The 14,185-nt window shown below is 36.3% G+C and carries 11 protein-coding genes; 7 read left to right on the top strand and 4 right to left on the bottom strand.

What is annotated here, in order from left to right; genetic code table 11:
* Positions 1 to 48: 48 nt before the first annotated feature.
* The 4 genes from ACIQZA_RS16825 (at position 49) to ACIQZA_RS16840 (ending at position 4,863) form a co-directional block, all read left to right on the top strand.
* A complete protein-coding gene (locus ACIQZA_RS16825; RefSeq protein WP_142509147.1) occupies positions 49 to 1,194 on the top strand; it encodes a polysaccharide pyruvyl transferase family protein in 1,146 nt (381 codons plus the stop codon).
* A complete protein-coding gene (locus ACIQZA_RS16830; protein WP_402882847.1) occupies positions 1,191 to 2,291 on the top strand; it encodes a glycosyltransferase in 1,101 nt (366 codons plus the stop codon). The genes ACIQZA_RS16825 and ACIQZA_RS16830 overlap by 4 nt, the downstream gene beginning before the upstream one ends.
* Positions 2,288 to 3,817, top strand: a complete 1,530-nt coding sequence (murJ, locus tag ACIQZA_RS16835; RefSeq protein WP_400936081.1) for a murein biosynthesis integral membrane protein MurJ — start codon at positions 2,288 to 2,290, stop codon at positions 3,815 to 3,817. The genes ACIQZA_RS16830 and murJ overlap by 4 nt, the downstream gene beginning before the upstream one ends.
* A gap of 416 nt (positions 3,818 to 4,233) precedes the next feature.
* Positions 4,234 to 4,863 (top strand): TetR/AcrR family transcriptional regulator, encoded by a 630-nt coding sequence (locus tag ACIQZA_RS16840; protein ID WP_400936082.1) that lies wholly within the window; start codon positions 4,234 to 4,236, stop codon positions 4,861 to 4,863.
* Positions 4,864 to 4,873: 10 nt separating this feature from the next.
* On the opposite strand, the gene ACIQZA_RS16845 is transcribed toward ACIQZA_RS16840, so the two are convergent.
* Both ACIQZA_RS16845 and brnQ read right to left on the bottom strand, forming a co-directional pair.
* Positions 4,874 to 6,259: a S41 family peptidase gene (locus ACIQZA_RS16845; RefSeq protein ID WP_402882843.1), complete on the bottom strand. Its 1,386-nt coding sequence runs from the start codon at positions 6,257 to 6,259 to the stop codon at positions 4,874 to 4,876.
* A 220-nt stretch (positions 6,260 to 6,479) separates the two neighbouring features.
* Entirely contained in the window at positions 6,480 to 7,799 is a 1,320-nt protein-coding gene (brnQ, locus tag ACIQZA_RS16850) for a branched-chain amino acid transport system II carrier protein (RefSeq protein ID WP_402882841.1), read from the bottom strand.
* Positions 7,800 to 8,048: 249 nt separating this feature from the next.
* Between brnQ and ACIQZA_RS16855 the strand changes: the two genes are divergently transcribed.
* Both ACIQZA_RS16855 and ACIQZA_RS16860 read left to right on the top strand, forming a co-directional pair.
* Positions 8,049 to 8,966, top strand: a complete 918-nt coding sequence (locus ACIQZA_RS16855) for a C40 family peptidase (protein ID WP_400936088.1) — start codon at positions 8,049 to 8,051, stop codon at positions 8,964 to 8,966.
* A gap of 82 nt (positions 8,967 to 9,048) precedes the next feature.
* Complete coding sequence (locus ACIQZA_RS16860; RefSeq protein ID WP_400936090.1) at positions 9,049 to 9,411, top strand: hypothetical protein; 363 nt, start codon at positions 9,049 to 9,051, stop codon at positions 9,409 to 9,411.
* Positions 9,412 to 9,486: 75 nt separating this feature from the next.
* On the opposite strand, the gene ACIQZA_RS16865 is transcribed toward ACIQZA_RS16860, so the two are convergent.
* Positions 9,487 to 10,389, bottom strand: coding sequence for an accessory Sec system S-layer assembly protein (locus ACIQZA_RS16865; RefSeq protein WP_400936092.1), 903 nt, complete (start codon positions 10,387 to 10,389; stop codon positions 9,487 to 9,489).
* On the bottom strand, positions 10,389 to 12,752 hold the full coding sequence (gene secA2 / locus ACIQZA_RS16870; protein WP_400936095.1) for an accessory Sec system translocase SecA2: 2,364 nt from the start codon (positions 12,750 to 12,752) through the stop codon (positions 10,389 to 10,391). Before secA2 ends, ACIQZA_RS16865 begins: the two co-directional genes overlap by 1 nt.
* 225 nt (positions 12,753 to 12,977) lie before the next feature.
* Between secA2 and ACIQZA_RS16875 the strand changes: the two genes are divergently transcribed.
* Positions 12,978 to 14,042 carry a glycosyltransferase family 4 protein gene (locus ACIQZA_RS16875; RefSeq protein WP_132360504.1) on the top strand — a complete coding sequence of 355 codons (1,065 nt, stop codon included), beginning with the start codon at positions 12,978 to 12,980 and terminating at the stop codon, positions 14,040 to 14,042.
* Positions 14,043 to 14,185: the final 143 nt, after the last annotated feature.

Here is a 14,185-nt window from a genome sequence, read left to right on the forward strand (position 1 = left end):
GCAATTGTGGTATAATCTCAGTATTAAAAAGTAAAAGGATGTTTTTTAATGAAAATAGGCATTGTGGGGAATTACGGCAATGATAATAATGGTGATGAATCAATATTATACGGCATTCTTCAACAAGTAAAACAAACATTTTCGGTAACTAATGATGACATTACCGTTTTTAGTAATAACACACAACAAACATCCGAACGTTATGGGGTACATAGCTATCCATTGTATTACAGGAAGAGTAATTTATTTAAAACGTTTATCCATACCTATAAAAATAATAAACAATATGTATCAACATTTGACCTCCTCATCATTGGTGGTGGTGGTATTTTAATGGATTTTTATAAACGTGAGGCTCACCTGTATGGAGCGTATGCAATGATGGCAAAGCAAAGTAATGTTCCCTACATTATTTACGGATGTGGCGCTGGACCACTTGATACGATTTCTGGGAAGATTAGTATTCGCGCAATGTGTCGTTATGCAGCAAATATCTCTGTACGTGATCCCCAGTCTAAAAAGCTTTTGCAAAGTATTGGGGTGAAAAAGCCAATAGATATTATTGGTGATCCTGCATTTACATTAAAAGGTGATCGTCAACATTACGCCGAAAAACCAATTAAAATAGGTGTATCAGCGGTTCCGTACTATAATGCAAACTATTGGCCAGAAGGAAATGTTGAAAAATATGATGCGTATGTTACAGGTATGGCGAAAAATTTAGATCATGTAATTTCTGAGCATAATGTCGAAATTACATTCTTTGCCACAAAATACCCGCAGGACGTCACTGTGACGAAGGATATTCAGAAAAAAATGCAACAACGTGCACACACAAAAATTATTGATGAAAATTTGGTGCCGGAGCGATTACTTGATGTAACTGAGGAACAGGATATTATTATCGGTACACGTCTGCACTCGCTTATTTTAGCAACAAATTCAGAAACTCCGATTATTGCGATATCCTATCATACAAAAGTACAAGATTTTATGTCCTTTGTAGGCGTATCAGATCGTTGCTTACAAATGCAGGATATAGAGGATGATGTGAAGGCTCTAGCCACATTAGTTGGCAAACTAAGTAGTAATTGGGACCAGTCGATTGCGGAGACGAAACAAATTGCTACCCATATTCATAAAGAGGCCATGCGTGGTCAGGAATTAATGAAAAAGGCAGTGACACGTCTATGAAAAAAATACTCGTCATTAGTAATATGTATCCAACATCTGATCATTTATCATTCGGTATTTTTGTGAAAAACCAAGTCACTGCTCTTGAAAAAGCAGGACTAGACGTAGATATATCTGTAAATACTAATCCGGCAACCGGTAATAAGAACACCATTATGAAATATACAAAATGGGGTTTATCGACATTGATGAAAGGCTTAAAAAACAGAAAGTCTATTGATGTCACACATGCACATTATGTGTTTCCATCTGGTATGCTGTCGCTCCTATTAAAGAAAATGTTTGGTATACCATTTATTGTTACTGCTCATGGTGGTGATATTGAGCGCATGGCGAAGAAGAACGCAAGAATTCGCAATTGGACAGAGAGTATTTTACGTGAAAGTGAACATATTATCGCAGTAGGTCCTGTCTTAGCTCAACAAATTGAACAAGATTTTGGGATTGAAAAAGGTAAAATCTCTGTCGTTAGCATGGGTGTGAATCGTGAGGTTTTCACAAAAGGAAATCAAGTGGCAGTGTGCAAAGAACTGCAATTAGCTACTGAGCCATTCAGATTTTTATTTGTAGGAAATGTTATAAAACAAAAAGGCGTTGAAGAGTTGTTACAGGCTTTCCAAATGTTAAAAACAAAAGTATCTCGGCCTTTAGAGTTAAATATTGTAGGTTCTAGAAGAGACCAGGCATTTTTCCAATCATTGCAACCATTAATCAGTGAAGACGTCAAATTTATAGATCCACTAAAACAACAAGAACTAGTAAAGTGGTTCCAAGCAAGTGATGTCTTTGTATTACCATCCCATTTAGAAGGTTTTGGATTAGTGGCATTAGAGGCATTAGCGACAGATACACCTGTTATTGCTTCTAATGTAGGCGGACTTGTATCTTTGCTTGGAGAGGGCGCAGGGCATTTAGTGGAGCCCGAAAATGCGATGGTTTTATCTGAGGAGATGCTGCGTGCCGTGAACACGCCAAAAGAACAATATATGAATCGTGAAGCGGTCAACGAAGTATTAAACATTCACGATGAAAAAAATATAACAGCTCGTTGTATAGAGATTTATAAGTCGGCCATTGAAGGTGGGGATGGCCTATGAATAAATTTATAAAAATAGTTGGGGCAGTTGCGATTATTAATGTCGTGGCCCGTGTATTCGGATTTTTACGTGAAATGATTATCGGATACTACTATGGAAGTACCCATATTGCTGATAGTATTTTCACAGCTTACACAATTCCAAACTTTTTATATCTAGTCGTAGGTGGTGCATTTACTACTGCTGTTATCTCAATTTATAATCGGGAAACAACGGATCGTGCGCTATTTGTTAAACAGTCCTTCACAATTGTCTTGTTAACGGTTTCAATAATGACAATTCTAATGTTAGCGTTTACTAACCCTATTATGGAGATGTTTAACCAAAGTAAAAATAAAAAGACGTTTAGTCAAAGTGAGTTAGATTTAGCTAAAAATCTATATTATTGGATGATGCCTTCGTCAATTTTACTCGTATTGTCCTCATGGTATAGTGGATTGCTAAACGCAAATCATAAATTCCATTTGTCTAGCTTTGCGATTTTAATTTATAATGCAATCTTTTTAGTGATTGCTGTAGGTTTAGCCTATTTTATCGGTCCAATTGGATATGGTATTAGTGCATTAGTCAGTGCAGCAATAATGGTATATTTCCTGATTATTGGATATCGAAAGTTGGATTCATTTAAGGTTGGTTTTTCATTTGAACGAAATATTGCATCAAAGCAATTGTGGATAATGACTTTACCGATTATGCTCGGTGGGGCAACCATTCAAATTTATGCATTATTACAGCGTGTTTTTGCAGGAATGTTATCTGAAGGGGCAGTAGCTGCTGTAAACTATGCATCAAGGCTTATGCAATTCCCGCAAGCAATTTTAATTACAGCAGTAACGACAGTTATCTTTCCAATTTTGAGTCAAAAAGAAGCAGAGAATGACCTTGCTTCCATTAAAAGCTTATACTCAAAAGGGCTACATTATCTATTGTTGTTACTTTATCCTGTAACAGTCTACTCATATTTTTATGCAGAGAATCTTGTGCAGGTTGTTTATGAACGTGGTAATTTTGATGCAATTTCAACTGCAATTACTACACCAGTACTGGCAATCTTCTGTTTATCGATGTATTTTTTAGCTGCAAACGGGTATATAACGCGCTTTTATTATGCAAAGGGTGACTCAATGGCACCTGTTATCTTCAGCTTAATAAATGTATTTGTTATTAACATTGCCGTTATTATGTTACTTGTTGATAAGTGTGGAGCAGAAGCAATTGCATGGGGTACATTAGTGAGTTCAGTAACAAACTTTATTATGCTAATTATTTATGCAGCCTATAAATATGACTTGAAAATGGGGATCTTTAGCAAAGAGCTGCAATTTTTCAGATCAGTTCCGCCAATGATTATTATCACGATTGTTTTGTATTTTTCAAGCAAGTTTTTAGTATTTGACAACATATGGCTAACTTTTATTGTAGGACTTGTTATTTTTAGTGCAGTAGTTGTTGGCTCGTACTTATTATTTGGCGTGAAAGAAGTAAAAGAATTTAGTGATAAACTAAAACGGAAATATTTAAAATAATAGGGAAAATTGGGTATCTTAGAAAGCACTGGATACCCACTTTTTTTATTTTTCAGGTGTGTTGATATGCTTATTGTTGTTCGATAAGGAATTTTACTAAGGTGCTCCCATTAGGCCCCAGTGGAAAAGCGAGTAGCCTTTAGTGGATAGCAGTGTCCTCTATTTAAATCGAGTGGAAAAAAGGTCATTAACACACCTGTTTTTGTCGTTGATAGAAATAAAACTTGATTGGACACTATAAGCACTATCTGCAAAAAATTTGTTATATTTATAATATTTTATAGTGAAAAAATAGGAGCTGTATTATAATTAGTTTAATTAATAGTGGTATTTTTTATGAACATATGGATAAATTGGCATTATTTTAGTGATGCCTAAAGGACTATGACTACTACAAATTAGATAAGGTGGGAAGTATGGCAAGAGGTAGGAAGGTTAATTCAAATGGTGAACGAAGTAAACAATTATTGCTTGAAAAGGCTTTAGAGTTATTTTCTGAAAAAGGGTATCATGATACAAAGATTAGTGACATTGTAAAAGCCGCGAATGTAACACAGCCAACTTTTTATTTATATTTTGAAAGTAAGGATGCTCTCTACACCAATCTGAATAAACGATTTCAGCAAGGGTTTGATGAAATTATGAGTAAACAATCAGTAGAAGGTGAAGAGGGATTAGAAGGCTTTGTTACAGAGCTAAAGCAAAAAATACAAATGTTATTCGTTTATATAATTGATAACCCTAAATTAACAAAAATTGGATTATTTGAATCTAAGCAGTCACTTGTAGTTAAATCTCGACTTACACAGCAATTTACTCACCTTATACATCGTTATGAATGTGCCCATATATTACAATCATATTGTGCAGACATAAACATAGTTGTAGATAGTTTTGTAGGGTCCTTAGAGCGTTTAATATTAACAAATTTACTTGAACAAAAAAAACAGCCATGCGAGTTAGCAAGCGACTTAGTTCATTTATACTTTTTAAGAGAAGTAAATACAAAAAAATTGAATGAAAATTCCTCTCACCATATAAGGTGAGAGGAATTTTTCATTTCTTAACTGTAATATGAAGATAAACGCCTTTTTGAAGCTTATTGCCTGTTTCTTTTTGAATAGATGGATGAACGAGTAGCATATACTCTTGCCCACTGTTTAATGGTTTTGATGGAGTAACAAGTAATGAATGACCATCAACTTTTGTAGTAATGGGTACTTCGTTACCGCCTAAAGCAACGAGTTGTACACTATCTTCAGCAATTTGCGAAGCGAGTGCTTGTGAGAATTTCACAGTAAATGTTTTAGAAGTTGGTACATTTTTCAAGCTTTCAAGCTCTTTATAATTTGTATATTGTGCTTTAATTGCATCATAATGTGCCTGGTAAATAGGAGCGGTCTTTGTTTGGACGTTCGGTTTTACCCCAACCTCATTAATCGTTTTCCCTAATGGACCTGTAAAATTACCAATTGTAAGCTTTAAATAGCTACCATCCTGCAGTTCAAAAAAGCCTTGCATACAGCCTTTTCCATACGTAGTTTCTCCGTATAAAATAGCAGATTGCTGATCTTGTAATGTTGCTGCTAACATTTCAGAGGCGCTAGCACTATAACGGTTTACTAGAATACGTGTATCAGCTGGGAATTTTTCGTTTTGATTGACTGCACGTATTTTATAAGAGGCATGTGCTTCTTCCAGTAAGTAGGCAATTTTTGCTTTCGGGAATAGCCCTGCAATCTCCTCAGCTGTTGATACATAGCCTCCACCATTGTTTTGTAAATCAAGTATAAAAGAGGTTGCACCACGCTGTTTTAATTGGATAAGCGCATCTTTGACAAGCTTTGCACCGTCTTCTGAGAAGGATGACATAGCAATATAGCCAACATCCCCAAACAGTAACGTAGATTCCACATTCGGTAATGTGAATTTTTTCCGTGTAATGGTTGTAGTTGATGTTTTACCATCTGCATGCCGGAGCGTCACTTCTATTTTAGTATTGTCGTCACCAATTAATAAGGAGGAGACTTCTTGGGTAGAGCTTCCTACTACGGATTGTCCGTCAATGGCGATAATAATGTCTCCAGCAACTACACCGGCTTTAGATGCACCGCTATCCTCAAACACTTGTAAAATATGAATGCCATCTTCATGTTCTTCGATGATTACACCAATTCCAATTGTTGATAGATCGATGCTATTCATATAATCTTCAAGTTCTTTTTTCGTAAAATATGTGGAGTAAGGGTCTAGCATATCAATGATTTCAGGAATTGTTTTAGCTTTTTGCAAATTTCCGTGGATGGTTCCAACATAGTTTTCCTCAATAATTGCCTTGATTTCCTTTACAAGCTGTTGTTCATTGCTTGCAGCAGAAGCATTTGTCAATGGAATGATGAAAAAGCATAGAACGAATACAAAAGACCACAATATTTTTTTCATGGGACACCTCTTTTCTAATTAGCTTTATTATACATGAATTTCCATATAACCGTGAATAGGAAAAAGAGGGGGTTACCTACAAAAAAAGAATCTGCTAGCCATTTGCGAAAAAGTAAGTTTAGGCAAGATTCCTAGACAGTCGTTGTCTAAAAGAAGCTTGAAGCTTATTCGCAAAAAGCAATCAGATTCTAGTTAGATGAAGAAATTAAATAAGTCTCTTTTATTTTTTTGTGAACTTATGAATGACCAAGCCGATAAGCGCACCGATTATTGCAGGTACAAGCCATGCTAGACTTTGCTCGTATAATGGCAAAGTTTTCAAAATGTTCACATATGGTGCAATTGTAATTTTCATTTCCTTTAAACCATCATTCAAACTAACAAAGAATGTAGGAATTAATGCTAAAATGTAGACAATTCTCCCACCTTTAAAGAAGGAATCGAAAAGCGACAGAACCATTAACACCATCGCTAGCGGATAGATGATTAATAATACAGGTAGTGATGCACTAATAATTGTAGAAAGACCTACGTTTGTTATGGCAGTACTGAAAATTGTGAAAATTACTAAAAACGTTTTATACGAAACTTTAGGAAATAGTTTATGGAAATATTGAGCATTGGCAGTCAATAAACCTACAGCAGTAGATATACACGCTAGTAAAATTGTAGCAGATAATATGATAGTCCCAAATTTGCCAAAAAGAACTTCTGCTGATTTCGCAATAATTTTCCCACCATTATCAAAAGTACCAATTGCATTAATACTAGTGTTACCAATTTGCCCAAGTGAGATATAGACAAATGATAAGCCAATAGCGGCAACAATTCCCGCGAAAATTGTCGTTTTGACTTGCTTTTTAGTATTTGACATACCCATGTCGCGCAATGCTTGCAAAATAACGATCCCGAAAACGAGTGCACTTAGTACATCCATTGTTAAGTAGCCTTGAACAAAGCCTTCAGTCAACGGTGACTCAGTGTATTTTCCTATAGCTACCCCTGGTTCACCCATTGGAGAAATAAAGCTTTTAATCGCTAGGAGTAAAATAACGGCCAATAGAACAGGCGTTAAAATTTTCCCAACGCGATCGATAAGCTTTGAAGGGTTAATAGCTAAGAATAGTATAAAGGCAAAAAATATTACAGAAGTAATGAAAAGTGGTGCCCAATGATCTGTTGCTGATTCTGGGAGAAATGGGACAATTCCAATTTCATAAGATACAGAGCCTGTACGCGGCACTGCAAAAAATGGTCCAATCGCTAAATAAACGATTGATGTAAAAATAACACCAAAGGTAGGGCCGACACGATTAGCAAGTATTTGTAAATCGCCACCCGCTTTCGCAATTGCAACTATTGCTAATAGCGGTAATCCGACACCTGTTATTAAGAAACCAATCATTGCTGTCGTAATATGTTCACCAGCTTGTTGACCTAATAATGGGGGGAAGATAATATTTCCGGCACCTAAAAATAAGGCAAATAATAGTAACCCTACTGCCAAATTTTCTTTGATGAAAAGCAAGATGTTCTTCATAAAAATTAAAACTCCTTTAAAATTGAAAAGATTAAACTTTCTAAAAATTTTAAATACAGAAGTGTATGTTATCACATGAATACTAATCTTGCAATTAATATTCTATTACAATTTGTAAGAATCTGTCGGAATCAGTAATTTTCATAAATTGTTTGAAAAATAGTCATTTTTTCTGATTTCTGATTTCTTAAATATCTAGTATGATAGACACACAAGGAAATATTTTAGCACGAACGGAGGCAAAATGATATGAAAAAGGCAAAAAAATTAAGAATCCTTGCTTTAAGCACTATTGCTACTTCTTTTTTAGCATTACAGACCGCAGAGGCAGCTACATATACCGTGCAAAAAGGAGATACTTTAACTAAAATTGCCCAAAGCAATAAAGTAACAGTGCAAGACATAAAAAGCTGGAACAATTTAAAGAATGATCTGATTTACATCGCGCAAAAGCTTGAAGTTTCAAAGCAAGCTACAAATGATACGGTAAAACCTTCAAATCCAACAACTAAACCGACAACACCAAAACCAACAACACCATCAAAGCCCGCAACTGTTTCACATACAGTAGTTAAAGGCGATTCATTATCCAAAATTGCTAAGCAATATAATGTAACAATAAAGGACATTAAAGACTGGAATGGACTTACGACAGACACAATTTACGTTGGACAAGTGTTAAAATTATCTCCAGTAGCTTCATTACCCGAGAATGACACAGTACATAATAACGGATCTTCAGATGCGGGAACATCAACAGTAACGTCTAAAGATCCTACAGCTAATGGACAGGCTATTTATAAGAAAACAGTGGATGTAGCTAATTCATTAGTAGGAACACCATATCTCTATGGTGGCAACACATCTGAAGGTCTAGATTGCAGTGGCTTTATTTACTACGCCTTTAATCAAGGTGGTTTAAAAATTGGAAGAGACAGTAGCGAAGGATATTTCTACGGCAATACAACACAAGTTAAAAATCCGATAGCGGGAGATTTAGTATTTTTCCAAAATACGTATAAAGATGGAATATCTCATATGGGTATTTATATAGGTAACAATAAATTTATCCATGCAGGGTCAGACGGTGTTGAAATTTCGGACGTTACATTCTCTTACTGGTCTACAAGATTAGTAGCTTATAAACGTTTCGACACTATTAAATAAAGTAAAAGCGATTATTGCAAATACGCAATAATCGCTTTTTTCATGGAGTTAGATAAAAGACAGGAATGAAGGCGAACAGTTGTTGATAGAACACAGAACAACGCTGATAAAGGTGCCAGAACCGCTGATAGAAAACGGAACATCGCTGATAAGAGAGCGAGAACCGCTGATAGAAAACGGAACATCGCTGATAAGAGAGCGAGAACCGCTGATAGAAAACGAAACATCGCTGATAAGAGAGCGAGAACCACTGATAGAAAACGAAACATCGCTGATAAGAGAGCCAGAACCGCTGATAGAAAACGAAACAACGCTGATAAGAGAGCCAGAACCACTGATAGAAAACGAAACATCGCTGATAAGAGAGCCAGAACCGCTGATAGAAAACGAAACAACGCTGATAAGAGAGTCAGAACCGCTGATAAACACCAAATATCGCGGTTAGAACATCGACATCACTGATAAGAAAATAAACAAATAAAAAACCCTTCTTTCTAAAAAAAGAAGGGTTTTCAACATTTTATTGTGTTACGCGTGCTGTCCAACGAGAAAGATCGGCTTCTTTTGCGTTAACAAGCTCTGCAGGGAAGATAAATGTCCATGGCTTTGTTGAGTCTGGTTGTACAGTTAATATTGGATCCATTTTAAATGAACCTTTAGCAATTTGTTTGCCTGTTGCGTCAATAATTTCTAGTGGTAATTGTTCTAGGTTAATCGCTTTATTATGTCCGTTACGAATGAAGATAGACACATTTAAATTACCGTTATCAGCAAGTTTCGCTTGTAGGCCGGTGAAATTTACTTCTGTTTCACCTAACTTAGGTAAAGTTTTTACGATTTTTGCAAGTTCCTCTTTTTGCGCTTCAGGTAGTTGTTTCTCCCATGAAGGGTCTAATTCTAATTGGTGACCGCGAAGGGAAACAAGGTTGAACGCAATTTTCCAGCCATCTTCTGGTACTTCATCGACTTTTATCGTTGATTTTTCAAATTCAAATACCCATGGACGAGCACTTTCTGCTGGAATTGTGCCAAGTGCTGCAAAGTCGAATTTTTTAGATGCTACAAGCTCGTCATTTTTATCCATAATAAACAGCTCAATTTCACCAAGCTCAATTGCTTGAGATAATGATGAGCGGAAAAATGCACGTACTTGCCATTTTTTAGAGCGCATGTCTTCTTCTATACTAATAGAAGAAAGTGATAATTGATTTGGCTTTAATGGTTCTAGCTCATTAGCAAGGAAGTTAAAGATATATTTTTGCTCTTGAGGCACTTCCCAATCTGGATGGTAAGATAATTTCGTCACAACATCCTGATTATTGTCTGTATTTTCGACTTTGATGTTTTGCAGTAAATCTTTAGAGTCGATTGTATTTTCTTGCCCAAGTTTGTCTGATTTTTTAAAGAATGAGAATAAGCCCATTATTGTACCTCCATTTGTGCTTCAATCATTTTCATGAAGCCTGTAATTTCAATAATAATAGAACGACGTAATTCTTGGAAATTCCTTCCGAATAATTCAAGTCCTTCACGTTGGTAAATTCGCATCGGGTCTTCTTGTTGGTAATGGCGTAAGCCGATTCCTTCTTTTAAGTGGGCCATGTTTTCTAAATGCTTTACCCAGCCACTGTCTATGTAGCTTAGCATCACATTCGGAATAATAGTCATTACTTCTGCGTTATCAGCGAATTTTTCCATGCGATCAAGCAACTCTTGTTCAGAAGGTTGAATATCAGCTAAAATTTGCTTTACTTTACCCACTTCACGATCTATTGTGACAGGAGTAATAAATAGTGAATTGAGAGAGCTTTCCATTTGATCGTAATCCCATTCAACTGAAGGGAGTTCATCTGAAGCAGCTTCGCGAACAGCAAAATCAACCGTTTCACTTAGCATTTTTTTCAGCTCACCCATTAAATCTTCACCAGCTAAAATTTTATCACGTAGACCGTAAATAACTGTACGCTGGTCATTGATAACATCATCTAATTTTAGGTTGTATTCACGCATACCGTGTTGAGAGCCTTCAACAATACGTTGTGTACGGTTAATAAGTTCTTGAACCTCTTTATTTTGGATAATGCCGTTTTCATCGACAACCATTTTTTCTGAGAATTTTTCAACCTCTTCTTTTGCATAACGGCGGAACATATCATCTTCAATAGAGAGAATGAAGCGGCTTTCGCCTATGTCACCTTGGCGACCTGAACGACCACGCAGCTGATTATCTACACGGCGGCTTTCATGCTTTTCGGTACCGATGACATATAAGCCTCCAAGTTTGTGAACTGCTTCATCTAGCACAATATCTGTACCGCGACCAGCCATATTTGTTGCTACAGTCACACGACCTTTTTGACCAGCTTGTGAAATCAGCTCAACCTCTTGCTCAACAGTTTTAGCGTTCAGCAATTGGAATTTTAAGCCTTCTTTCTTTAAGTATTCGGCCACTGTCTCGGATTGTAGAATTGACGTTGTCCCAATTAAAACAGGTTGTCCCTTTTCGTGACGACGTTTAGCTTCAGCAGCTACGAACTTATATTTATCTTCTTGTTTGTTGAAAATAATATCAGGCTGATCGACACGTTGACGTGGACGGTTTGTTGGAATTTGAATAACTTCCATGCCGTATACTTCACGGATTTCTTTTTCCTGAGTTTTCGCCGTACCCGTCATCCCAGAAAGCTTCGGATACATACGGAAATAGTTCTGAATTGTAATCTGTGCCTGTGCTTTATTTTCTTCAGTTATCGTTACGCCTTCTTTTGCTTCAATTGCTTGGTGTAAGCCATCAGATAGCGAGCGACCTTCTAAAACACGACCTGTGAACATATCAACAAGCTCGATTTTGTCATCTTTTACGATGTAATCAACATCACGCTTGAACATTACGTGGGCACGCACTGCTTGGATCACGTAATGGTAAAGTGTTTGGTGTTCAAGATCATATAGATTATCAACATTGAAGGCAGCCTCAACCTTTTCAATGCCTTTATCTGTTAAAGAAGTAGCTTTTGTTTCATCATCAAAATCGTAATCTTCTTCTTCTTTAAAACGTTTAGCTAGCATAGAGGCAATGCGATGTAGTTCATCATTCGCAGCCATTTTCCCAGCAATAATAAGTGGTGTTTTTGCCTCATCAATAAGTACACTATCGACTTCATCGATAATGGCGAAGTGATAAGGACGCTGTACTTTATCAGCCAAGCTGTGAGCCATGTTGTCGCGTAAGTAATCAAATCCGAACTCAGTACCTACACCATATGTAATATCTGCGTTATAGGCTTCTTTTTTGGCATCCGGCTCCATCATCGGTATATTTAAACCAACTGTTAAACCAAGGAAACGATGGATTTGACCGACAAGCTCGTAGTCACGCTTAGCTAGATAGTCATTAACAGTAATAACGTGAACACCTTTACCTTCTAATGCGCGTACATACGAAGGTAGAGAAGCGACAAGCGTTTTACCTTCACCTGTAGGCATTTCTGCAATATTGCCTTCAGTTAAAACAAGACCACCGATAAGCTGTACATCAAAATGACGCATACCTAATACACGTTTTGAGGCTTCGCGTACAACAGCAAATGCGTCTGGGATGATAGATGTAATTGGTTCACCTTGTTCTAAACGATCCTTGAAAATAAAAGTCATTTCTTTTAATTCATCATCTGACTTATTAACATATTTTTCTTCAAGACTATTAATTTGATCTACTATTTTATAGTAGCGTTTTAATTGACGAGCACTAGTATGCTCATTGTTACGTTTAAAAATTGAGAACATGAAATTTACGCTCCTTTTAAGTTGTCTAAATGCTAGACACAACATTATTTTATCAAATTTTACGAATGATGACTACATTTGACATGCAGCATTCTTCCAATTCGAAAAAGAGGAATAATATTTGTGAAATGGTGGAAAATAAATAGAAAAAGTATATTTCGGCGTCTGTTCGTGCTATAATCAATTAGAATTTAAATGTAGATTATTTTTTTGAGGAGGAGAGACATGCTCTACGTGTCTTTAATAGCAGCATTTGTTGCTTCAATATTGTTAACTCCACTAGTTAAACGATTAGCATTCAGAATAGGTGCTGTCGATGCACCAAACTATCGAAAAGTACATGCACGAATTATGCCAAGACTTGGGGGATTGGCGATTTTCCTTGCGTTTTTAATAGCTGTGGCTATATTCCAGCCGATTTTGATATACAATGAAAATGGTAGCGATTTTTTACTGGCAATTATAATTGGAGCTTGTATTATCGTAGCAACAGGTGTCATTGACGATATGCGTGAAATCTCTGCAAAAGCAAAATTAATTGGTCAGCTTGTTGCGGCACTTATCGTTATTTTTGTAGGTGGAATTCAAATTGAGATGATTAATTTACCATTTGTAGGTGAATTAAATTTTGGATTACTAAGTATCCCTTTAACAATTCTTTGGATTGTTGGTATTACAAATGCCATTAATTTAATTGATGGCTTAGACGGCCTAGCTGCAGGTGTGTCAACGATTGCCCTTATTACTTTAGCTATCATGGCTTTTATTATGGGCAATATGTTCGTTTTAGCTATCGCATCCATTTTAGCGGCAGCAACATTTGGATTTTTATTTTACAATTTCCATCCAGCGAAAATTTTCATGGGAGATACCGGAGCCTTATTCCTAGGCTTCATGATATCGGTGCTCGCATTGCTTGGATTTAAAAATATTACGGTCGTAACATTAATTATCCCAGTTATTATACTAGGTGTGCCGATTTCTGATACATTCTTTGCGATTGTTCGTCGCGTACGTATGAAGAAAAAATGGTCTGATCCAGATAAATCACATTTGCATCACCGTTTACTAGATATGGGCTTCACACATCGTCAAACAGTACTCATTATTTATGGGATTGCCATCATGTTTGGTTTAGCAGCCATCATTTTCTCAATGGCAAAAGTATGGGGTGCCATTTTACTCGTAGCTGTCATTTTAACTGCAATTGAAATTTTGGTTGAAGTCATCGGACTCGCGGGTAAAAACTATAAACCACTATTGAATTTTGTGCGGATATTTAATAAATAAAACATTCAAGTAACCATCCATTTTTATGGATGGTTACTTTTTTGTATCTTTTGAAAACCCCTTGCTATGCGAGGGGTTCTAAAGAGCTTCTAGCTATGGACAAGAAAAAAACCCCAGTCGTACAATGAATTCAGGTCTGGTCA

Source organism: Lysinibacillus sp. NPDC096382 (genome assembly GCF_044762845.1).
Lineage (GTDB): Bacteria > Bacillota > Bacilli > Bacillales_A > Planococcaceae > Lysinibacillus.

Bases quoted from the DNA above. Each gene is read 5' to 3' on its own strand.
- secA2 (WP_400936095.1), bottom strand. From the start codon at position 12,752: ATGTTCTCAATTTTTAAACGTAACAATGAGCATACTAGTGCTCGTCAA.
- murJ (WP_400936081.1), top strand. From the start codon at position 2,288: ATGAATAAATTTATAAAAATAGTTGGGGCAGTTGCGATTATTAATGTC.
- ACIQZA_RS16845 (WP_402882843.1), bottom strand. From the start codon at position 6,259: ATGAAAAAAATATTGTGGTCTTTTGTATTCGTTCTATGCTTTTTCATC.
- ACIQZA_RS16875 (WP_132360504.1), top strand. From the start codon at position 12,978: ATGCTCTACGTGTCTTTAATAGCAGCATTTGTTGCTTCAATATTGTTA.
- ACIQZA_RS16830 (WP_402882847.1), top strand. From the start codon at position 1,191: ATGAAAAAAATACTCGTCATTAGTAATATGTATCCAACATCTGATCAT.
- ACIQZA_RS16855 (WP_400936088.1), top strand. From the start codon at position 8,049: ATGAAAAAGGCAAAAAAATTAAGAATCCTTGCTTTAAGCACTATTGCT.
- ACIQZA_RS16840 (WP_400936082.1), top strand. From the start codon at position 4,234: ATGGCAAGAGGTAGGAAGGTTAATTCAAATGGTGAACGAAGTAAACAA.
- ACIQZA_RS16865 (WP_400936092.1), bottom strand. From the start codon at position 10,389: ATGGGCTTATTCTCATTCTTTAAAAAATCAGACAAACTTGGGCAAGAA.
- brnQ (WP_402882841.1), bottom strand. From the start codon at position 7,799: ATGAAGAACATCTTGCTTTTCATCAAAGAAAATTTGGCAGTAGGGTTA.
- ACIQZA_RS16825 (WP_142509147.1), top strand. From the start codon at position 49: ATGAAAATAGGCATTGTGGGGAATTACGGCAATGATAATAATGGTGAT.